The sequence below is a fragment of the Actinoallomurus acaciae genome, from assembly GCF_042429965.1.
Classification (GTDB): domain Bacteria; phylum Actinomycetota; class Actinomycetes; order Streptosporangiales; family Streptosporangiaceae; genus Actinoallomurus; species Actinoallomurus acaciae.
Genome location: NZ_JBHLZP010000082.1, coordinates 1 through 19,690, shown reverse-complemented (window position 1 = coordinate 19,690; position 19,690 = coordinate 1). Strand labels below are relative to the sequence as shown.

Below are 19,690 nucleotides of genomic sequence, written 5' to 3'. Positions count from 1 at the left end.
CCGACGGCGGGATAACGCTCCCAGGCGCCGGGCGGGCGCCGCTCGCGGGCGGTCGGCGGGAGTTATGGGTAACTGCTTGCCACATGCAACGAATCGTCCCGAACGAGGAGTCTTTCCTTGCCCATTACCTCCTCGACGCTTACGGTTACGGCAGTGAGGAGTTACTCCGCGCAGTGCGGATTGCCATACGACCGCAGACGTTGACGAGCTGAGAGGTGATCCGGCCGGCTCCCCCTATGGCCGGTTGGTTCGGATTGCAGGGTTCTAGGCGGAAGCCTTGGACCTTAGACGGTTGTGCCCTGCCCGGCATCCGTCGGCGGTCCGGCATACCCATGGCGCGTTCGTAGCCCCTCGCGCGCCGCCTTGGTGTTGGGCGGCCTCCGTGTCGAGGAAAGGGGTCAGTGCCGTGATCTGGGTTGTCATAGGTGCGGCACTGGTCATCATCGTGGCGTTCGTCACCTTCGTCGTCGTCGTGCTCCAACGCCTCCCCGGCCGGGGAGGCGCCAAGAACGCCGTGCGGAGCGAAGAGGAGATCAACGCTCATCGGGACGCGGACGAGATCGTAGCGCGGGCGAAGGCGCAGGCGCAGGAGATCGTTTCCGAAGCCGAGACGATGGCCAAAGAGGTCTCCGCGACGGCGCGCGAAGACGCCGAGAAGGAGATCAAGGCGCTCAAGGACGATCTGCGGCCGGTCCGTGAGGATCTGGAGAGACGAGAGGTCCGGCTCGCCGAGCGTGAGCAGCGGCTCGACGACGAGATGCGGCGCCTCGAGGAGCGCGGCCAGAAGCTGGACGAGCTGAAGCAGTCTCTGAAAGAGCGCAGGGCCGAGCTGGAGCGGGTCGACGAAGAACGCCGGCAGGTTCTCGAACAGGCCGCCGGGCTCACCGCCGAGCAGGCCAAGACCGAACTGGTCTCGGTGATCGAGAACCAGGCCAAGCGCGAGGCGGCGCTGATCGTCCGTGACATCGAGAACGAGGCACGCGAGCAGGGCGAGAAGCGCGCGAAAAAGATCGTGACGCTGGCGATCCAGCGGGTGGCCACCGAGCAGACCGCCGAGTCCGTCGTCTCGGTCCTGCACCTGCCGAGCGACGAGATGAAGGGCCGCATCATCGGCCGTGAGGGTCGCAACATCCGGGCGTTCGAGACGGCCACCGGCGTGAACCTCATCATCGACGACACCCCCGAGGCCGTCCTGCTGAGCTGCTTCGACCCCGTACGCCGCGAGGTCGGCCGGCTCACCCTGGAAAAGCTCGTCCTCGACGGCCGGATCCACCCGCAGCGCATCGAGGAGATCTACGACCACAGCAAGGCCGAGGTCGAGCAGCTGTGCGTACGCGCGGGCGAGGACGCCCTGGTCGAGCTCGGCATCACCGACATGCATCCCGAGCTCATCGCCCTGCTCGGCCAGCTGCGCTACCGCACCTCGTACGGGCAGAACGTCCTGAAGCACCTGATCGAGTCGGCGCACATCGCCGGGATCATGGCCGCCGAGCTGCGCCTTCCGACGGCTCTGCTGAAACGCTGCACGCTCCTGCACGACATCGGCAAGGCGCTCACCCATGAGGTCGAGGGCAGCCACGCGCTCATCGGCGCCGAGATCGCGCGCCGGTACGGCGAGGACGAGGAGGTCGTGCACGCGATCGAGGCCCACCACAACGAGGTGGAGGTCCGTACGGTCGAGGCCGTGCTCACCCAGGCCGCCGACGCGATCAGCGGTGGACGCCCGGGCGCCCGCCGTGAGTCGCTCGAGGCGTACGTCAAGCGGCTGGAACGCCTCGAGGAGATCGCCACCGAGCGCGACGGCGTGGAGAAGGTCTTCGCCATGCAGGCGGGCCGCGAGATCCGCGTCATGGTCCGGCCGGACTCGGTCGACGACATCCAGGCCCAGGTCATCGCGCACGACATCGCCAAGCAGGTCGAAGAGGAGCTGACCTACCCGGGGCAGATCCGCATCACCGTCGTACGCGAGTCGCGGGCCACCGAGTTCGCCCGCTGACCGGCACGGCCCGTACACCGGCCCGCTGACCGGCGCAGCCCGTACACCGGCCCGCAGCCCGTACACCGGCCCGCTGACCAGCAGCACGACGCTGGTCCAGGCGGCGCCGAAGCCAGGGACCCGGCGTCACGGCGGTGACGCGCGACCGGGCAGGGAGCCGCCGGCCGCCCGTCCGGCACGACGCGCGGCCGTGCCGGACGGGGCCGATCAGCCCGCGGGCTCGGACGGCGCGGGCTCGGACGGCGCGGGCTCAGGCGGCTGCTGGACCGGTCGCCGTCCTACGGTCAGCTCGATCGCCGGCACGTTCTTCGGGTCGAAGCCGAGCGTCTGACCGTAGAACGCCAGCTCCGCCTCCAGCGAGGCGATCACCGTGTCGGCCCGCCGGAAACCGTGCGACTCGCCGTCGAACGCCAGGTACGCGTACGGGATGTCCTTGGCCGCCACCGCGTCCACGAAGCGCTCGGACTGCGGCGGAGAGACGATCGGGTCGTTCCGGCCCTGCAGCAGCAGCACCGGGCAGGCCGTCCCGGAGGCCCGCGCGAGCGGCGAGCGCTCCTCGTACGTCCGCTCGAACCCCGGAACCGGCCCGATCAGCCCGTACAGGTAGGTCGACTCGAAGTCGTGCGTCTCCTTGAGCCAGCTCTGCGGGTCGGCGATGCCGAAGTAGGACGTGCCGGCCTTGAACAGCGTGCTCTGCGTGATCGTGCACAGTGTGGTCCATCCGCCGGCGCTCGCGCCGCGTACGGCCAGCCGGTCCGGGTCGGCGATGCCGCCGTCCACGAGCGCCTGGGCCGCCGCGACCGTGTCCTCGACGTCGACGACGCCCCACTGACGCCGCAGCCGTTCGCGGTACGAGCGGCCGTAGCCGGTCGAGCCTCCGTAGTTGACGTCGACGACGCCGAGGCCCCGGCTGGTGAAGTAGGCGATCTCCAGGTCCAGCACGCTCGTGGCGTGGTCGGTCGGCCCGCCGTGCACGAACACGATGTACGGCGGCAGCTCGCCGTCGGGCGCCTGGGCGGTGGGATTGGTCGGCGGATACACGAAGGCGTGCACGGCCCGCCCGAACGGCCCCTCGAGCTCCTGAGCGCGCGGCAGCGGCAGGTAGGCGGGGTCGGGCGGCGCGTCCAGCTCGGCCCGCAGCACCTTGGCCTCGCCGCTGTCGGCGTTCACCGCCACCACGGACCACGGGATGTCCGGGGCGCCGGCGATCCCCACGATGGTGGTGCCGTCGGCGGACAGCTGGAGCTTCCAGTCGGTGTAGGGCAGGTCGAAGTCGGTCAGCTCGGCGGTCTCCGGGTCGTACAGCCCCAGCCGCTGGTCGCCCTGCCCGTGCAGCACCGCGATGCGCCCGTCCTCCAGGACGGCGTACGGGCGGCCGCCGAGGTTCCACAGCGGCCCGGCGAACTCCTCCTCGGCCGGGTACAGGGCCTGTGGAGACTCGACGCGCAGCCCGATCTCGTACAGGTTCCACCAGCCGGGCCAGTCCGAGACGACGTAGAGGCTGGTCTCGTCCAGCCACGTGGGCGCCAGCGCCGACTCGTTCAGCCCGCCCTTGACCGTACGGGGGCGTTCGAGCGCGCCGGTGGCCTCGAAGGCGGCGACCCGCAGTTCGGTGCCGTCCCACGGCATCCTGGGGTGGCTCCACTGCACCCACGCGAGGTGCCCGCCGTCGGGCGAGGGCGTCGGGAAGGCGTAGAAGTCGGCGCCGCTGACGAGCTCGCGGATCGCCCGGGGGTCCTGCGTCGCCGCGCCGCTGAGCGGGATCGCGACGATGGCCCGCCGTACGGCGCCCGAGGCGTGGCTCTCCTGGACGCACCAGATGTGCTGACCGTCGGGCGACAGCGTGAAGTCGGCGTACCGCAGCCCCGACGGCTCGGCTGGCTCCGGCGTCAGCGGCAACGGGGTACGGCCCTCGGCGAGCCGGTAGAGCCGCTGGTCGGAGTAGTTGGCGAAGACCAGGTCGCCGTCCGGCAGGGGCAGGTAGGACCGCCCGCCGTACTCGTGCACGCGCGTGCGGGCGTCCCACGGCGCGGGCAGCAGGTCGGTGCCGGACCGCACGATCGTGGTACGCCCGCCCTTCTCCGGACGGGTCTCCTGCCACCACACACGATCGCCGTGGATGGTGGGAAAACCGAGCCGCAGGCGCGCCCTGGCGACGTCGGCGGCGGAGATGGGGGAGGGCCAGGATCCATAGGGGGCGGTCGCACGAGCGGTCATATCGGAATCGTCTCGCAAACCGGCGGACAATGGGGCCACGACCCGGCACTTGTCCCTGTTAAAAGTTAAGGCCGGGACCGGTGGGTCGACCTCCGGTCCCGGCCTGGTCCCTCCGGTCCGCGACCGGACGGCACCGTCTTTAGATGGCGGAGTCCATGCCGACCGCGGGAGGAGCGCCCGCGCCGGTGGCCAGGGTGCGGGCGGAGCTCTTGCGGCTGCGCCGGCTGCGCTTCTCCAGCCACGTCGCGAGCAGGCCGAGCGCGATGTTGATGACGATGTAGATCGCCGCGATCACGATGATGGACGGGATGGTGTTGCCGAAGTTGCTGGAGACGGTGCGCAGACCCGCGTCGAGCAGGTCGTTGTAGGCGACGATGTAGCCCAGCGCGGTGTCCTTCAGCAGCACGACCAACTGGCTGATGACGGCCGGCATCATCGCGGTGATCGCCTGTGGCACCAGAATCCTCAGCATGACGCCGGCCTTGCGCAGGCCGATCGAGTAGCCCGCCTCGGACTGGCCCTTGGGGATCGAGTTGATACCGGAGCGGAAGATCTCCGCGAGCACCGACCCGTTGTAGAGCGTCAGGCCGATCACGAGCGCCAGGAACGCCGAGACCGGCGGGAGGACCCGGTCGAACGCGTCCATGATCGCGGGCGGGCCCGCCATCGCGAAGAAGATCATGATCAGCAGGGGGATGGCGCGGAAGAACTCCACCACCGCCCCGGCCGGAACGCTGATCCACTTGTGCTCCGACATCCGGCCTAGGCCGAAGACCAGCCCGAAGACCAGGGCCAGCACCGCGGCGACCGCGGCCGCCTTGAGGGTGTTCCCGAGACCGGGGAGGATCTGCCTGGTCCAGACGACCTTCTGGGTGAACGGCTTCCAGAGCTTGCCGTCGAACTGGTGCTGCTGACTCAGCCGCGCGATGATCAGATACGCGATGAAGAGCAGCACCACGGCCGCGACCAGTGTGATGATGTTGTTGCGCAGCCGCGCCCGCGGACCGGGGGCGTCGAACAGGACCGAGGGCTTGTTCTTGGTCGGCCGCCGCGCTGGCGCGTCCGCCGGGGTGTCCGTGGACAGGGTCATCGCGCCACCGCCAGTCGCTTGGAGAGCCAGCTGAAGAAGAAGCCGGTCGGGAGGGTCAGCACCATGAACCCGATCGCGAACCCGAGGAAGATCGGGATGGTGCCGCCGTACGTGTCGAACATCTGCTTCATCTGGGCGGAGGCCTCGAAGTAACCGGCCGCGAGCGCCACGGTGGTGTTCTTGATCATCGCGATGAACACGCTGCCCAGCGGGGCGATCACCGCACGGAAGGCCTGCGGCAGCACGATGAGGCGCAGCGACTGGGTGAAGGTGAGCCCGATCGACCGGGCGGCCTCCGCCTGCCCGAGCGGCACGGTGTTGATGCCGGCCCGCAGCGACTCGCACACGAACGACGCCGTGTAGATCGTCATGCCGATGGTCGCCAGCCAGAAGCCGTTCGTGCTGGGGTCGTCGGAGATCTGCAGGTGCAGCGTGTCGCTCAGGCCGAGGCTGCAGAACAGCAGCACGAGCGTCAGCGGCGTGTTACGGAAGACATAGACGTACAGGGCGCCCGCCGCCCGCAGCACCGGGGTCGGCGAGACCCGCATCGCGGCGAGCACGGTGCCGAGGATCAGCGAGCCGATGCCCGCCAGGAGGGCGAGCCGGATCGTTCCCCAGAACGCCTTCATGACGGTGCCGAATTCTTGCTGCAGCGGACCGAAGTCCAACAGCGCGTGCAAATTCATGGGTCTCCACCGGATCGAAACGGCGCCGGTGAGCGCGAATCGCTCACCGGCGCACGGGGTCGCTACGGTTCAGCTGCAGCCCTGGAAAGCCGGGGGCTTGGCCGTGTCGAACTGCAGGCCCTCCGGGGTGAACCATTTGTCGATGAGCTTCTTGGCCGTGCCGTCGGCGTACATGTCGGTGATCGCCTTGTTGACGGCGTTACAGGTCTTGACGTCGCCCTTCTTGATGCCGACGCCGTACTTTTCGTCGGTGAACGGCACGTTGTCCACCTTCACCGACGAACCCTCACGCGCGGCGTAGCCGGCGAGGATGGTGCTGTCGGTGGAGACCGCGTCGAGCGAGCCGCCCTTGAGCTTGGTGATGCACTCCTCGTACGCGTTGGCCGGCACGAGCTTGATCGCGACCTTCTGGTTGAACTTGTTCGTGCCCTCGGTGAGGTTCTTCCAGGAGTTGGAGCCGGAGACCTGGCAGACCCGCTTGCCCTTGAGATCGGCGAACGTCTTGATCGAGGTGTCGTTGGCGCGGACCAGGATGTCCTGGTGGGGCACCAGGTAAGGGCCGCCGAAGGTGACCAGCGGAAGGCGCGCCGCGGTGATCGAGTAACTGGCGATCACCAGGTCGTCGGTGCCGTTCTTGAGGAACGTCTCGCGGTTGGCGGAGATCGTTTCCTTCCAGGTGATGTTCTTCTCCTGGACGCCCAGTTTGCCCGCGATGTACTTGGCCACGTCCACGTCGAAGCCCTCGACGGTGCCGTCGGGCTTCTTCAGCCCGATGCTCGGCTGATCGAACTTCACGCCGATCGTGAGCTTCTTCTGGTCCTTGGCCTTGTCGACGACCGAACCGGCCTTCTTGGCACCGCAGCCGGTGACGCCCATCGTGGCGACGGCCAGCGCGGCGACGGCAACACCGAAATGACGTACTCGCATGATCTTCCTCTGCTTTCGAGCCGGCGCGAGAGCGCGGCCGGCGCGTTCATGACAATCAGTGCGTCAGAATCTTGGAAAGGAAATCTTTCGCGCGATCGCTTCGGGCGTTCGTGAAGAACTCTTCCGGAGTGTTCTCTTCGACGATCTGACCATCCGCCATGAAGACCACTTTGTTGGCCGATGCGCGAGCGAAGCCCATTTCGTGGGTCACCACGACCATGGTCATTCCCTCGGCGGCGAGATTGGTCATGACGTCGAGTACTTCTTTGATCATTTCCGGGTCGAGCGCGGAAGTGGGCTCGTCGAAGAGCATCACCTTGGGCCGCATGGCGAGGGCCCGCGCGATCGCGGCACGCTGCTGCTGTCCGCCGGAGAGCTGCGCCGGGTACTTCTCGGCCTGGGTCGCGATCCCGACCCGCTCGAGAAGCTCCATCGCGTACTTCTCCGCCTCGGCGGCAGGGGTTTTCTTCACCTTCGTCGGACCGAGGGTGACGTTCTGGAGGATCGTTTTGTGCGCGAACAGATTGAACGACTGGAAGACCATGCCGACATCGGCCCTGAGCTGTGCGAGCTCCTTGCCGTCTTCGGGCAGCGGCTGCCCGTCGATCCGAATGGTCCCGTCATCGATCGGCTCTAGCCGGTTGATCGTGCGGCACAAAGTGGACTTGCCGCCCCCCGACGGACCGATCACCACCACGACCTCGCCTCGGTGGATGGTGAGATCGATGTCCTTCAGGACGTGCAATTCACCGAAGTACTTGTTGACGTTCTCAAGTACGACGAGCGGTCCGCCGCCACTCACGTCGGCCTCCTGGGCCGCCTTGCCGGTGTCGGTCATGCCCGCAAAGCGTACGTCATCCGAAGAACGCCACCAGTCCCTTGATATACCGATCCGATCACGTTGTTCGCCTGTAGTACCTCCCTGTTCCCGCTGATGGGCGTTCGGTTCGGCGGGCCGGTGGGTCCCGTCGGGGCGCCGGGCGCGCGTACCCTTTCTCTTGAGATGAACGCGCCCACGACTTTCGACGACCACGCCCGCACGTACGAGATACGCACGTACGGGTGCCAGATGAACGTGCACGATTCCGAGCGGCTCGCGGGTCTGCTCGAAGACGCGGGATACGCACGCGCCGGCGAGGGCGCGACGCCTGACGTCGTCGTCTTCAACACCTGCGCGGTCCGCGAGAACGCCGACAACCGGCTCTACGGCAACCTGGGCCACCTGCGGCCGGTCAAGGAGGGCCACGCCGGCATGCAGATCGCCGTCGGCGGCTGCCTCGCCCAGAAGGACCGCGACACGATCGTCGAACGCGCGCCCTGGGTCGACGTGGTGTTCGGCACCCACAACATCGGGTCGCTGCCGGTGCTGCTCGAACGCGCGCGGGTGCGGGAGGAGGCGCAGGTCGAGATCAAGGAGTCGCTGGAGGCGTTCCCCAGCACCCTGCCGACGCGCCGCGAGTCCCCGTACGCCGCGTGGGTGTCCATCTCGGTGGGCTGCAACAACACGTGCACCTTCTGCATCGTCCCCGCACTGCGCGGCAAGGAGACCGACCGGCGGCCGGGCGAGATCCTCGCCGAGATCGAGGCGCTGGTCGCCGAGGGCGTCCTGGAGATCACCCTGCTGGGCCAGAACGTCAACTCCTACGGAGCAGAGTTCGGCGACCGGGGCGCCTTCGCGGGCCTGCTGCGGGCCTGCGGCGAGGTCAAGGGCCTGGAGCGGGTGCGCTTCACCTCCCCGCACCCGCGCGACTTCACCGACGACGTGATCGCGGCGATGGCCGAGACGCCCAACGTGATGCCGTCGCTGCACATGCCGCTGCAGTCCGGCTCCGACCGCGTGCTCAAGGCGATGCGCCGCTCGTACCGGCAGGAGCGTTACCTCGGCATCATCGAGCGGGTCCGCGCCGCGATCCCCGAGGCCGCCATCACCACCGACATCATCGTCGGCTTCCCCGGTGAGACCGACGAGGACTTCGAGCAGACCCTCCACGTCGTACGCGAGGCGCGCTTCTCCGGCGCGTTCACCTTCCAGTACTCCAAGCGCCCCGGCACCCCGGCCGCGACAATGGACGGGCAGGTCTCCAAGGAGGTCGTGCGGGAGCGGTACGACCGGCTGGTCGCGCTGCAGGAGGAGATCTCCTGGGCGGAGAACAAGAAGCAGGTCGGACGCACGCTCGAGGTCCTGGTCGCCGAGGGCGAGGGCCGCAAGGACGAGCGCACGCACCGCATGTCCGGCCGCGCGCCCGACAACCGCCTCGTCCACTTCACCGCCGAGGAGACGGCCCGGCCCGGCGACGTGGTCACCGTCGACGTCACGTACGCCGCACCGCACCACCTGGTCGCGGACGGCCCGGTACGCCACGTGCGGCACACACCGGCCGGCGACGCGTGGGAACGCCGCCTGGCCGAACCGCCGAAGGGCGTCTCCCTGGGCATGCCGGGCATCGGCCGCCCCAAGCAGACTCCGGCGGCACCGTCCTGCCGGTGACCGCCGCCTGACCGCGCCGACACCTGCGGACGATGCCGCGTCCACGGCGGACGATGACTATGCCGCGTCCACGGCAAGTTATCCACAATCACGCCGCCCACCTGCCCGGACGCTCCCACGCCCTGGACAATGGGAATGGGATGGAGCCCCCCGGGCGGGAGGGGACTCACCCAGGGCCCGGGGCCCGGGCACGTTCGGGGCTTTGGGCGTGCCGGAAGCTCGGGGCGTGCGCCGAAGGGCGGGCGCACGCCGAAGGGCGCGCCGAGGGGACGGGTGATCAGGGCTGGGGCGGCGGCGGCTGCTGCCGGTCCTCATCGCCCCACTGGGCCGCCGTCTTCTTGGCCTGTTCCTGTGCCTTGTCGACCTTGTCGGCGTACTTGCCGCCGGTCTTCTCGTCGATCATGTCGCCGGCCTTGTCGACGACCTTGTCGACCTGGTTGCCGTGCTGGCCAAGGAACTCCTTCACCTTGTCCACGATGGACATGGGATCCCCCCAAGCGGTCCGGTCCGGGCATCGACCGCCGATGCCGTCATGTGAGAAGCCATACCCGAGGTGGGGCCAGAATTAGCATGTGACGCGAACGATCAGGCCGCACGGGCACGACGACCTCGCGGGGACGAACATCGTCGCCGTCGTCGGGCCGACCGCCGCGGGAAAGTCCGACCTGGCGGTGGAACTCGCCCTGCGCCTCGGCGGTGAGATCGTCAACGCCGACTCGATGCAGCTCTACCGCGGCATGGACATCGGCACGGCCAAGCTCACCGTAGAGGAACGGCGGGGGGTCCCGCACCACCTGCTGGACGTCTGGGACGTCACCGAGACCGCGAGCGTCGCCGACTACCAGCGCCTGGCGCGGCGGGCGATCGTGGAGATCCACGAGCGGGGCCGCGTGCCGCTGCTGGTCGGAGGGTCGGGGCTCTACATCCGCGCGGTCATCGACGATCTGGACTTTCCCGGCACCGATCCGGAGCTGCGGGCCCGGCTGGAGGCGTCGCTGGCGGATGTGGGCCCGGCGGTGATGCACGCGCGGCTCGCCGAGCGTGACCCGGCGGCGGCCGCGTCGATCCTGCCCGGTAACGGGCGGCGCATCGTACGGGCGCTGGAGGTGATCGAGATGACCGGGCGGCCGTTCAGCGCCTCGATGCCCTCCTATGAGGAGGCCAAGGAGTACGCCGCACAGCTCGGGCTGGCCGTCCCGCGTCCCGAGTTGGACGAGCGCATCGCCGTACGGGTGGAGCGGATGTGGTCGGCGGGGTTCGTGGAGGAGGTGCGGCGCCTCGAGCCGTACGGGCTGCGCGACGGGCTCACCGCGAGCCGCGCGCTCGGCTACGCCCAGGTGCTGCGGTTCCTGGCGGGGGAGTGGAGCGAGGAACGGGCGCGGGAGGAGACCGTGCGCGCGACGCGGAGGTTCGCCCGCCGGCAGGAGTCCTGGTTCCGCCGCGATCCGCGGGTGCGCTGGATCGGGTACGACGGGCCGGTCGAGCGTGCGCTGGATACGATCGGTGCATGCGATTCGTGAAGGGGCACGGCACGGAGAACGACTTCGTGATCCTGCCCGACCCCGACGCCGCGCTCGACCTGACGCCGGAGCTGGTCGCCGCGATCTGCGACCGGAGGGCGGGGATCGGCGCCGACGGGGTGCTGCGGGTCGTCCGGTCCAAGGCGCTCGGCCGCGACGGTGATCCCGAGTGGTTCATGGACTACCGCAACGCCGATGGCAGCATCGCGGAGATGTGCGGCAACGGCGTGCGGGTGTTCGCCCGTTACCTGGTCGAGGCGGGCCTGGCGGCGCCGGGCGACCTGCGGATCGCCACCCGCGGTGGCGTGCGCGGCGCTCGCCTGGGGGCCACCGGTGACGTCACGGTCGACATGGGCACGCCGCGGATCCTCGGCCCCAGCCGGGCGACGGTGTCCGGGCGCATGTACGAGGGACTGGGCGTCTCGATGGGCAACCCGCACCTGGCCTGCGCGATCACCGAGCCGGTGGCTGGCCTCGACCTGACCCGGGCGCCGGAGGTGGACGCCGACTTCTTCCCCGAGGGCGTCAACGTGGAGCTGTTCCGCCCGGCCGGTCGGGGGCGGGTGGAGATGCGGGTGCACGAGCGCGGGGCGGGGGAGACGCGGTCGTGCGGCACGGGGGCGGTCGCGACGGCGGTCGCCGCCGCGCACGCGGAGGGCCGCACCGAGGGCACCTGGGAGGTCGCCGTCCTCGGCGGTGCGGTCACGGTGACGCTGGACGGTGAGACGAGCTTCCTGAGCGGCCCGGCCGTGCTCGTCGCAGAGGGCGAGCTGCGGCTCAGCGCGCGCCCGTAAGGGCCCGGACGCCCGCGGCCACGACCTTGGCGTCGACGTCGCCCACCAGCAGGCGTTGCAGCACGAACCCGGGCATCACGCACATCAGCGTCGTGCCCATGGCCTCCGGATCGGCGTCTTCGGGCAGCCGCCCGGCGTCGCGCATGCGGACGGCCAGCGACGTCCATGAGGACCGCACGCCGACGAACAGCCCCGCGACGATCTCGCGGTACGTCGGATCGTGCACGGCCTCGGCCCAGACCTGCGGCGCCACGCGGAGGGCGCCGTCGTCGTCGAGCATCGACTCCATCAGGGTCAGGAACCGCTCGATGATCTCCTCGAGCGGCGGGAGCGGGTCCTCCTCGACGATCGTCGCGAGGAGCTGGACCGCGTTGCCCTGCCGCGCGGTGGCGATCGCGTGGATGAGCTCGTCCTTGCTCTTGAAGTAGCGGTAGACGGCCCCGGCCGACAGCTCCGACTCGGCGAAGACGTCCTGCATGGACGTCCGGTGGAAGCCCTTGCGGATGAAGCAGCGCCGGGCGGCGTCGAGGATCTGCTGCCGCCGGCGTTCCAGGTGCTCGTCGCTGACTCGAGGCATACGGCCCAAGCTAAAACGAACGTTCGTTCTTGACAAGTCGCCACGGCGGTGCGACGGTTCCCCCATAAAGAGAACGGACATCCGATTTATGGAGGCTTGTCATGCAACAGCGCTCGGTGGACGTGACCGAGCCGCGTCAGGTGGAGGAGCCCGGGCGCCGCCGCTGGATCGCGCTGGTGTTCATCTGCCTGGCCCAGCTCATGATCGTGCTGGACGCCACGATCGTGAACATCGCGTTGCCCTCGGCCCAGCGCGATCTCGGCGTGTCCGACGGCGACCGGCAGTGGATCATCACCGCGTACACCCTGGCGTTCGGCGGCCTGCTCCTGCTCGGCGGCCGGATCGCCGACTACACCGGGCGCCGCCGTGCCTTCCTCATCGGCCTGTTCGGCTTCGCCGGGGCCTCGGCCCTCGGCGGCGCGGCGTCCGGCTTCGGGGTACTGCTGGCGGCGCGGGCCTGCCAGGGGGCGTTCGGCGCGCTGCTCGCACCCTCGGCGCTCTCGCTGCTCGCGGTGACCTTCACCCGGCCGGGCGAGCGGGCCAAGGCGTTCGGCGTCTTCGGGGCGATCGCGGCGGGCGGGGGCGCGATCGGCCTGATCCTCGGCGGGCTGCTGACCGAGTACCTCGACTGGCGCTGGTGCCTGTACGTGAACGTCCCGATCGCCGTACTGTCCGCGTTCGGCTGGTACGTCCTGCCGGCGGACCGCGGCTCCGGCCGGGCGCGCGTCGACGTCCCGGGCGTGCTCCTCGCCGTCTGCGGGCTCGTCGCCATCGTGTACGGGTGCAGCCGGGCCGAGTCCGACGGCTGGAGCTCCGTTTCGGTCGTCGGCCTGCTGGCCGGGGGCGTCCTGCTGCTCGCGGTGTTCGCCGTGGTGGAGAGCCGTGTGGCGCACCCACTGCTCCCGGTGCGGGTGGTCTGGGACCGTACGAGGGGGAGCGCGTACTTCGGCGTGGCCGCCGGGATGCTCGCGATGTTCGGCATGCTCCTGCTGCTCACGTACCACCTGCAGGTGGTCAGGGGTTACTCGCCGGTCCGCACCGGGGTGGCCTTCCTGCCGCTGACGGCGGCCGTGCTGGTCTCGGCGGGAGGCGTCGCCTCCCGCCTGCTGCCCAGGGTGCCGCCGCGCGTACTGATGGCACCGGGCCTGCTCCTCGTCGCGGCCGGTCTCGCCTGGCTGGTCCGCCTGGACGCCGGCACCTCGTACGCCTCGGGGGTGCTGCCCGCCCAGATCCTGGTGGGCCTGGGCATGGGCGTGGTCATGGCCCCGGCGATGAACTACGCCACGCACGAGGTGAACGCCCGGGACTCCGGCGTAGCCTCGGCCACCGCGAACACCGCCCAGCAGGTCGGCGGTTCGATCGGAGTCGCGCTGCTCAACACGATCGCGACCAGTGCGACGTCGGACTACATGCGAGAGCACCGAGGCGACCCCCGCCTGCTCAAGGCGGGCCTGGCGCACGGCTTCACCCACGGCTTTTTGACGGCGGCCGCGATCCTCGCGGCGGCCGCGGCGATCCTCACCGCCCTGATGAACACCCCACGCCCGACCCACGGCGAGCCGACCACACCGCAAGCCTGACCAACCCTCCCCGCAGGACGCGCCCGGCCCGGTGGTCGCCGTGCGGTGGCCTCCAGCACGCTAGGCCAGCCCGGTCAACCTCCGTCGATGCCGACATACTCGGCATGAGCTAGAACGGCTTCCAAGGTGTTTCGCCAACGCGGGATATGCGCGGGATGATCAGACAGCCGGGTGAGGGGCTGCCCGATGTCTGTCGAGGTCGGGAGGGGAGTGGGCGGGAAAACGCCGACTGGGTGGTTGAGGTGGAAGCCTGGTCATCCCGTCCGCCTTCGTGATGGCCAGAGCGTCGGCGCGCGTTCATACTTGGACGACGGTCGCTGGGTTGAGCCCGGTAATTCACCGGGTCCCGGTGCTGCTTTGGCTGACGTTGGCCTGCCTCGCCGCGTACCTCGTTGGACATCTGTCCACAGGAAGCAAGGAGAGGAAGGTGGTGCGTATGGCTAAGTTGGGGGTTCGAATCCCTCCGGCTGCGCCCAGGTCAAAGGCCCGTTCCGATCAAGGAACGAGCCTTTGTCCGGTCGTGGGAGCCACGCTGGGAGCCACCGGTTCAGGGTCCGAGCAGAGCCGCCTCATCGAGCGTCAGCATGAGTGTCCGTCGTGACTTCGCGGTCTTGAGCTCCGAGACGAGCCGCCTACGTCGACCGCTGGTCTTGTCCCAGTTCTTGGCCTCTTCAGCGCTCACCGGGCTGGTCGACGATCTTGGAAACCAGCACCGCCTGGTCGTTGAGGAGTTCACCCTTCGTCAAGTGGAGCGTGCCGTCAGTCCCCTTCTCGGTCTTGTCCGCGACCACCACGGTCTGCTGTCCGGCGTAGGTGTAGGTCGTGGGGTTGACCAGGATGGAGGTCTTCAGGCCTTGATCGACGTTGTCGAGGCTGAGGACGTGTCGCCCCGCGAGGTCGGTGACATGTCCCAGGTGCACGGATTTCAGCCGCGCCAGGACACCGTAGAACGCCGCGTTGAGCTTGGCGGGCAGCGGGTAGTTCGCCATCAAGGCGATGACCGCGGTGAAGATGTCGCTGTCCTTGAGGTTCCCGTTCTGCTTCAGGACGGCCAGCAGCTTGACCGGGTCGGTGGGCAGCGAGTTCAGGTAGGGGTACGTGATCGTCTTCGGCCAACCATGAGGGACAGTCTCTCTGCCCTGGCGCGGCCGGGCGGTCGTGACGAGTTTGCCGTTGTGGATGGTGGCGAATTGCGTCCAATCCACCCGGTCCCATTTCTCCCGGTAAGTGTGGGAACCGGGAACCTGCGGCATTGCTCCCGAAGGCGCCGCATGGGAGACCGTCGTCTCCAGTTTCTGGTAGATCCACTGGTTGGAGGCCGGGTTCGGCGAGTTCTGCGCCAGCGCGGTGGCGTTGTGAGCGAGGGCCATCGGGCTGGTCACGGCCACGAGCTGCAGCTTCGGTGTGGAAGCGATGGCGCGCGGCGGACGCGTGTGCCGTGAGTCGCCCGAGTCCAGAGCGACGACCGTACTGGCGGCGACCGCGCCTACCAGCAGGCCGCTCCCAATGACGATCAATCGCTTCCCTTTCTTCTTCCGCTGGGTGGTGCCCCCGCCGATCTCCGCCATCAGCGTCCGCTGGGCGTCCGGGTAGCGGGTGTCGCCGGGGACCTCACTGCGCATCTCGGCGAGCAGGACGAGTTCATCCATGGCCGTTCTCCTTCAGTGCGGTGCGGATCTTGGTACGGGCTCGGTTCAGCCGGGACCGAGCAGTTCCCTGCGGAATACCGAGTACCTCGGCCACCTCGTCGACGGTCAGGTCGGCCCATGCTGTGAGCAGCAGGACGTCTCGCTGCCCCACGTTCAGCCTGGCAAGTACGGGAGCCAGCGCCCGAGAGGTCGCCGATGCCGTCACCTGACGGTCCACCCGGTCGGCGAACCCTTCGGACACCACCGGGTCGACGCCGGTACGCTCCAACGCCTTCAGCGTCCGAATCTCGTCCCTACGATGACGCCTGAGCACGTTGGTGGCGATTCCGTACAGCCAGGGACGGGCGTCCTTTCGTGCGAGGTCGTAGGAGTCGCGTCGCCGGAACGCCACCAGGAATGTCTCGGCGACGATGTCCTCCGCGATACCGGGCCCGACCCGCCGCGTCACATACCGGCCGATTTCCGCCGAGTGCCGATGGAAGAGTTCCGTGAACGTGTTCGGATCTCGCCGCGACAAGTCGATGACATGGGAGTCATCGACCTCCGCCCGTTCCTGTGTTCGCTTCACAAGACCGCCCTTCACCTAGGTTCTGCTCTCACTCCTTCTTGTCCGCCCGCCGCATCACATGTCCCCGACGACCGCCACTGCCGCGTTGCTCTCCTCAACGCCGTCGAGGCCGCCACGCCAAGCACCGCGCCGCCCGGTCAGAATCCACAGGTACCACCGTCTGCACGTCCCATACGCCCTCGTCGCCGTAGGGCCAGCTCAGGTCACGTGGAAACGTGCCCGCCAGGCAGCCCACGTCTCGCGTTCCAGCGTTGCCGACGTCCACCTCCAGACACATCTACCGTCGGACGCACGCAGGCAATGCTTCCGTGACGAGCCCCGGGCTTGAGAAGGGTGAACAGGGGGCAATAGGGGTCACTCGCGGACCATCGCAGTCGCAGGTCAGGGTCGCTGAGGGCCGCTTTCCATTTGATTCCCAAGCTGAGAGCGTGGCCCGGCTCGGTTCGGTGGGCTTGGTCAACACGGACCGTCCGGCCTTGGCCGGCCCGTCTCGGCGCACCGGCCAGACGATTACCGAATCGGTTTCGGTTATGATGGCCGCGTGACCCAGGTCAAGCGGCAGGCCCGAGCGGAGCGCACGCGAGCCGCGCTTCTCCGCGGTGCCCGCGAGGTGTTCGAGGAGCGCGGCTTCCTCGACGCCAAGATCAGCGAGATCTGCGACCGGGCCGGCGTCGCGTACGGCAGCTTCTACACCCACTTCGGTGACAAGGACGCGATCTTCGCGGAGCTGATCGACGCGATGCTGCGCGGCCTGCTCTCCGTCATGCGAGCCGAGCCGCTGGACGGAGACGGGCCCGAGGCGCGCATCGCCCGCGCCAACCGCGCCTACCTGCGCGCGTACCGCAGCAACGCCCGGCTGATGGCCGTGTTCGAGCAGGTCGCGACCTTCTCCCCGGCCATGCGCGAGACGTACCTGCGGGCCTGGGGTGTCTTCTACGACCGCCAGGAGCGCGCGATCCGGGGCTGGCAGGAGGCCGGTCTGGTCCCGGCCGACGTCGACCCCCGTACGGCCGCGGTGGCCCTCGCCACCATGATCGGGCGTACCGCGTACACCTGGTTCGTGCTCGGGCGGCCGTACGACGACGGCGATGTGGAGCAGCTCACCCGGCTGTACTGCCGGGCGATCGGTATCTGAGGGAGGCCCCAGAGTGGACTTTCACGACACGCCGGAGGAGGCCGCGTTCCGCGCGGAGCTCCGCTCCTGGCTCTCCGAGCACTGGGCCGGCCGGCCGCTCGAGGGGGGCCGGGGCGACTTCGACGCGCTGCGGCGCTGGGGCGGGGAGCTCTACGAGGCCGGGTACGTCGGGCTGACCTGGCCGTCGGAGTACGGCGGGCGCGGGCTGTCCCCGACCTACCAGGCGATCTACCTGGAGGAGATGTCGCGCGCCAACGCACCCGGTCATCCGGGGGTGATCGGCCTCAACATGGCCGGGCCGACGATCATCGCGTGGGGCACCCCGGAGCAGAAGGAGCGATACCTGCGGCCGCTGCTGGACGGGTCGGAGATCTGGTGCCAGGGCTTCTCCGAACCCGGATCCGGCTCCGACCTGGCCTCCGGCCGTACGAGCGCGGTCCTCGACGGCGACCACTGGGTGGTCAACGGGCAGAAGGTCTGGTCCTCCTACGCGCACAAGGCCGACTTCTGCATCCTGGTCGTCCGCACCGACCCGTCGGCGCCCAAGCACGCCGGCCTGTCGTACCTCATCGTGGACATGCACGCTCCGGGCGTGACCGTACGGCCGCTGGTGCAGATCACCGGCGACCCGGAGTTCAACGAGATCTTCTTCGACGACGTACGCGTGCCGCGCGACTCGATCCTCGGCGGGCCGGGCGACGGCTGGAAGGTCGCGATGACCACGCTGCTGCACGAGCGCGGCACGCTCGGGTTCGCGCTCTCCGCCGAGCTGGAGCGGATGGTGAACCAGCTGATCAAGCTGGTCAAGGAGCCCGGTCCCGACGGCCGCCGTCCCGCCGACGACCCGGTGATCCGTGACGCCGTCGCGCGCGAGTGGATCGAGATGCAGTCGCTGCGGTTCACCAACTACCGGTCGCTGACCACGCTGCTGGAGACCGGCATCCCCGGGCCGGAGGGTTCGGGCGTCAAACTGGCCTGGAGCGAGGCGAACCAGCGGCTGACCTCGCTCGCCCAGTCGGTGTTCGGGCTGCACGGCCTGGTGTCCGACGATGCGCCCTGGAACGGCTTCTGGCAGTACTGGCAGCTGCGGTCGCGCGGCAACACCATCGAGGCCGGCACCTCGGAGATCCTGCGCAACATCATCGCCGAGCGCGTCCTCGGCCTGCCGAAGGGACGTTGACCGATGGACTTCGCGTTCTCCGAAGAGCAGGAGCAACTGCGCGGCTTCGCCCGCGAGTTCCTCGCCTCCCGGTACGACGACGTGCGCCTGGCGGAGATCGCCGACTCCGCGACCGGCGTCGATGAGGACGTCTGGCCGAAGCTCGCCTCGATGGGCTGGCTCGACCAGGACCTGACCTTCCTCGACCAGGCCGTCCTGTTCGAGGAGACCGGCCACCGGCCGCTGCCCGCGCCGTACTTCTCGACCGTCGCCCTCGCCGCGCCCGCGCTGGACGCCGAGGCGGGCAAGCGAATCGCGTCGGGCGCGTTGAGGGCGACGCTCGCGTGGGCCGAGCCGGGCCGTCCGCAGGCCCTGCTGGACCCGGTCGAGACGTCGGTCTCCGGCGGACGCCTGGACGGCGTCAAGACCCTGGTGCCCGACGGCGCGGTGGCCGACCTGTTCGTGGTCGTCGCGGCCGACGGGCTGTACGCGGTGGAGGCGGCCGACGCCGAGGTGACGCCGCGTTCGACCATCGACGGCACGCGGCGGGTGGCGGACGTACGGTTCTCCTCCGCGCCGGCGCGTGCGCTGGCCTCCGGCGAGGAGGCGCGTGTCCTGCTGGGCCGCCTTCGCGACCGCGCGTACGCGGCGCTGGCGCTGGAGGGCGTCGGCGTCGCGCAGCGGGCCCTGGACCTGCTCGTCGCCTACGCCAGGGAGCGGGAGCAGTTCGGCAGGCCCATCGGCGTGTACCAGGCGGTGTCGCACAAGGCCTCGAACGTCTACGTGCGGTTGCAGGAGGCGCGGTCGCTCGCGTACTGGGCGGCGTGGTGCGTCTCGGAGGACGACGAGATGGCCCGGCAGGCCTGCCTGGCGGCCAAGGCCCTGGCCGGGTCCGCCGCGGTGTTCGCCTGCGAGAACGCCATCCAAGGGCATGGCGGCATCGGCTTCACCTGGGAGCACGTGCTGCATCGGTACTACAAGCGCGCGCAGTGGCTGGCGGCGTTCGACGGACCGGAGCGGGCCCAGCGGGCGGAGGTCGCGGCGTTCCTGCTCGACTGACTTTTCCACAGGCACTCACCTCCGCTGTTGTCATAGCGTGACTTTGCGATAACTTTCCGCAGTCGCCGTCGCCACTGCGGGAGGTGGATCGTGTTGCGCCGTTGCCTTGGGCGGGTGGTGCTCGCCGTCGCCGGGGTGAGCCTCGCCTACTTCGCCGCCACGCTCGCCCTCGACCCGCGCGCCTCGCTGGAGGGCCGGAGCCCGCGACCGCCCCGGGCGGCGGTCGCGGCCCGGCTGGCATCGCT

The 19,690-nt window shown here is 69.4% G+C and carries 18 protein-coding genes; 8 read left to right on the top strand and 10 right to left on the bottom strand.

What is annotated here, in order from left to right:
- Positions 1 to 406: 406 nt before the first annotated feature.
- Positions 407 to 1,996, top strand: a complete 1,590-nt coding sequence (gene rny, locus ACFFNX_RS13930; RefSeq protein ID WP_378200637.1) for a ribonuclease Y — start codon at positions 407 to 409, stop codon at positions 1,994 to 1,996.
- 207 nt (positions 1,997 to 2,203) lie between these two features.
- Here the strand turns inward: rny and ACFFNX_RS13925 are convergent, their stop codons facing one another.
- From ACFFNX_RS13925 to ACFFNX_RS13905, 5 genes are all read right to left on the bottom strand, one after another.
- Entirely contained in the window at positions 2,204 to 4,213 is a 2,010-nt protein-coding gene (locus tag ACFFNX_RS13925; RefSeq protein ID WP_378200634.1) for a S9 family peptidase, read from the bottom strand.
- Between the two features lie 139 nt (positions 4,214 to 4,352).
- On the bottom strand, positions 4,353 to 5,303 hold the full coding sequence (locus tag ACFFNX_RS13920; RefSeq protein ID WP_378200631.1) for an amino acid ABC transporter permease: 951 nt from the start codon (positions 5,301 to 5,303) through the stop codon (positions 4,353 to 4,355).
- On the bottom strand, positions 5,300 to 5,989 hold the full coding sequence (locus tag ACFFNX_RS13915; protein ID WP_378200628.1) for an amino acid ABC transporter permease: 690 nt from the start codon (positions 5,987 to 5,989) through the stop codon (positions 5,300 to 5,302). Before ACFFNX_RS13915 ends, ACFFNX_RS13920 begins: the two co-directional genes overlap by 4 nt.
- Positions 5,990 to 6,058: 69 nt before the next feature.
- Complete coding sequence (locus tag ACFFNX_RS13910; protein WP_378200625.1) at positions 6,059 to 6,916, bottom strand: glutamate ABC transporter substrate-binding protein; 858 nt, start codon at positions 6,914 to 6,916, stop codon at positions 6,059 to 6,061.
- 55 nt (positions 6,917 to 6,971) lie between these two features.
- Entirely contained in the window at positions 6,972 to 7,754 is a 783-nt protein-coding gene (locus ACFFNX_RS13905) for an amino acid ABC transporter ATP-binding protein (protein ID WP_378200622.1), read from the bottom strand.
- Positions 7,755 to 7,919: 165 nt separating this feature from the next.
- Here ACFFNX_RS13905 and miaB point away from each other — a divergent pair, with 165 nt between their 5' ends.
- Positions 7,920 to 9,404, top strand: a complete 1,485-nt coding sequence (gene miaB / locus ACFFNX_RS13900; protein ID WP_378200619.1) for a tRNA (N6-isopentenyl adenosine(37)-C2)-methylthiotransferase MiaB — start codon at positions 7,920 to 7,922, stop codon at positions 9,402 to 9,404.
- Positions 9,405 to 9,681: 277 nt separating this feature from the next.
- Here miaB and ACFFNX_RS13895 read toward each other — a convergent pair whose 3' ends face one another.
- Positions 9,682 to 9,888, bottom strand: coding sequence for an antitoxin (locus tag ACFFNX_RS13895; protein ID WP_378200616.1), 207 nt, complete (start codon positions 9,886 to 9,888; stop codon positions 9,682 to 9,684).
- 139 nt (positions 9,889 to 10,027) lie between these two features.
- On the opposite strand from ACFFNX_RS13895, the gene miaA reads away from it, so the two are divergent.
- Positions 10,028 to 10,924, top strand: a complete 897-nt coding sequence (gene miaA, locus ACFFNX_RS13890) for a tRNA (adenosine(37)-N6)-dimethylallyltransferase MiaA (protein WP_378200666.1) — start codon at positions 10,028 to 10,030, stop codon at positions 10,922 to 10,924.
- A complete protein-coding gene (gene dapF, locus ACFFNX_RS13885) occupies positions 10,912 to 11,718 on the top strand; it encodes a diaminopimelate epimerase (protein ID WP_378200613.1) in 807 nt (268 codons plus the stop codon). The genes miaA and dapF overlap by 13 nt, the downstream gene beginning before the upstream one ends.
- Here dapF and ACFFNX_RS13880 read toward each other — a convergent pair.
- On the bottom strand, positions 11,702 to 12,295 hold the full coding sequence (locus tag ACFFNX_RS13880; RefSeq protein WP_378200610.1) for a TetR/AcrR family transcriptional regulator: 594 nt from the start codon (positions 12,293 to 12,295) through the stop codon (positions 11,702 to 11,704). The genes dapF and ACFFNX_RS13880 overlap by 17 nt on opposite strands.
- A 101-nt stretch (positions 12,296 to 12,396) precedes the next feature.
- On the opposite strand from ACFFNX_RS13880, the gene ACFFNX_RS13875 reads away from it, so the two are divergent.
- Positions 12,397 to 13,875, top strand: coding sequence for an MFS transporter (locus ACFFNX_RS13875; RefSeq protein ID WP_378200607.1), 1,479 nt, complete (start codon positions 12,397 to 12,399; stop codon positions 13,873 to 13,875).
- A gap of 547 nt (positions 13,876 to 14,422) precedes the next feature.
- Here ACFFNX_RS13875 and ACFFNX_RS13870 read toward each other — a convergent pair.
- The 3 genes from ACFFNX_RS13870 to ACFFNX_RS13860 are packed head-to-tail and all read right to left on the bottom strand — an operon-like array spanning position 14,423 to position 16,092.
- Positions 14,423 to 14,557, bottom strand: coding sequence for a hypothetical protein (locus ACFFNX_RS13870; RefSeq protein WP_378200604.1), 135 nt, complete (start codon positions 14,555 to 14,557; stop codon positions 14,423 to 14,425).
- Complete coding sequence (locus ACFFNX_RS13865) at positions 14,547 to 15,524, bottom strand: CU044_5270 family protein (protein ID WP_378200601.1); 978 nt, start codon at positions 15,522 to 15,524, stop codon at positions 14,547 to 14,549. Before ACFFNX_RS13865 ends, ACFFNX_RS13870 begins: the two co-directional genes overlap by 11 nt.
- The gene (locus ACFFNX_RS13860) at positions 15,517 to 16,092 is read right to left on the bottom strand and encodes an RNA polymerase sigma factor (RefSeq protein ID WP_378200598.1); all 576 of its coding nucleotides are present in this window, start codon (positions 16,090 to 16,092) and stop codon (positions 15,517 to 15,519) included. The genes ACFFNX_RS13865 and ACFFNX_RS13860 overlap by 8 nt, the downstream gene beginning before the upstream one ends.
- 541 nt (positions 16,093 to 16,633) lie before the next feature.
- On the opposite strand from ACFFNX_RS13860, the gene ACFFNX_RS13855 reads away from it, so the two are divergent.
- The 3 genes from ACFFNX_RS13855 to ACFFNX_RS13845 are packed head-to-tail and all read left to right on the top strand — an operon-like array spanning position 16,634 to position 19,445.
- On the top strand, positions 16,634 to 17,227 hold the full coding sequence (locus tag ACFFNX_RS13855; protein WP_378200595.1) for a TetR/AcrR family transcriptional regulator: 594 nt from the start codon (positions 16,634 to 16,636) through the stop codon (positions 17,225 to 17,227).
- Positions 17,228 to 17,240: 13 nt separating this feature from the next.
- On the top strand, positions 17,241 to 18,407 hold the full coding sequence (locus ACFFNX_RS13850) for an acyl-CoA dehydrogenase family protein (protein WP_378200592.1): 1,167 nt from the start codon (positions 17,241 to 17,243) through the stop codon (positions 18,405 to 18,407).
- A gap of 3 nt (positions 18,408 to 18,410) precedes the next feature.
- Entirely contained in the window at positions 18,411 to 19,445 is a 1,035-nt protein-coding gene (locus tag ACFFNX_RS13845; RefSeq protein ID WP_378200589.1) for an acyl-CoA dehydrogenase family protein, read from the top strand.
- Positions 19,446 to 19,690: the final 245 nt, after the last annotated feature.

What these genes read in the sequence shown, in the direction of transcription:
- ACFFNX_RS13910 (WP_378200625.1), bottom strand. Translation starts at nt 6,916, where the DNA reads ATGCGAGTACGTCATTTCGGTGTTGCCGTCGCCGCGCTGGCCGTCGCC.
- ACFFNX_RS13895 (WP_378200616.1), bottom strand. Translation starts at nt 9,888, where the DNA reads ATGTCCATCGTGGACAAGGTGAAGGAGTTCCTTGGCCAGCACGGCAAC.
- ACFFNX_RS13920 (WP_378200631.1), bottom strand. Translation starts at nt 5,303, where the DNA reads ATGACCCTGTCCACGGACACCCCGGCGGACGCGCCAGCGCGGCGGCCG.
- ACFFNX_RS13865 (WP_378200601.1), bottom strand. Translation starts at nt 15,524, where the DNA reads ATGGATGAACTCGTCCTGCTCGCCGAGATGCGCAGTGAGGTCCCCGGC.
- ACFFNX_RS13905 (WP_378200622.1), bottom strand. Translation starts at nt 7,754, where the DNA reads ATGACCGACACCGGCAAGGCGGCCCAGGAGGCCGACGTGAGTGGCGGC.
- ACFFNX_RS13915 (WP_378200628.1), bottom strand. Translation starts at nt 5,989, where the DNA reads ATGAATTTGCACGCGCTGTTGGACTTCGGTCCGCTGCAGCAAGAATTC.
- ACFFNX_RS13880 (WP_378200610.1), bottom strand. Translation starts at nt 12,295, where the DNA reads ATGCCTCGAGTCAGCGACGAGCACCTGGAACGCCGGCGGCAGCAGATC.
- miaB (WP_378200619.1), top strand. Translation starts at nt 7,920, where the DNA reads ATGAACGCGCCCACGACTTTCGACGACCACGCCCGCACGTACGAGATA.
- ACFFNX_RS13845 (WP_378200589.1), top strand. Translation starts at nt 18,411, where the DNA reads ATGGACTTCGCGTTCTCCGAAGAGCAGGAGCAACTGCGCGGCTTCGCC.
- ACFFNX_RS13925 (WP_378200634.1), bottom strand. Translation starts at nt 4,213, where the DNA reads ATGACCGCTCGTGCGACCGCCCCCTATGGATCCTGGCCCTCCCCCATC.
- ACFFNX_RS13875 (WP_378200607.1), top strand. Translation starts at nt 12,397, where the DNA reads ATGCAACAGCGCTCGGTGGACGTGACCGAGCCGCGTCAGGTGGAGGAG.
- dapF (WP_378200613.1), top strand. Translation starts at nt 10,912, where the DNA reads ATGCGATTCGTGAAGGGGCACGGCACGGAGAACGACTTCGTGATCCTG.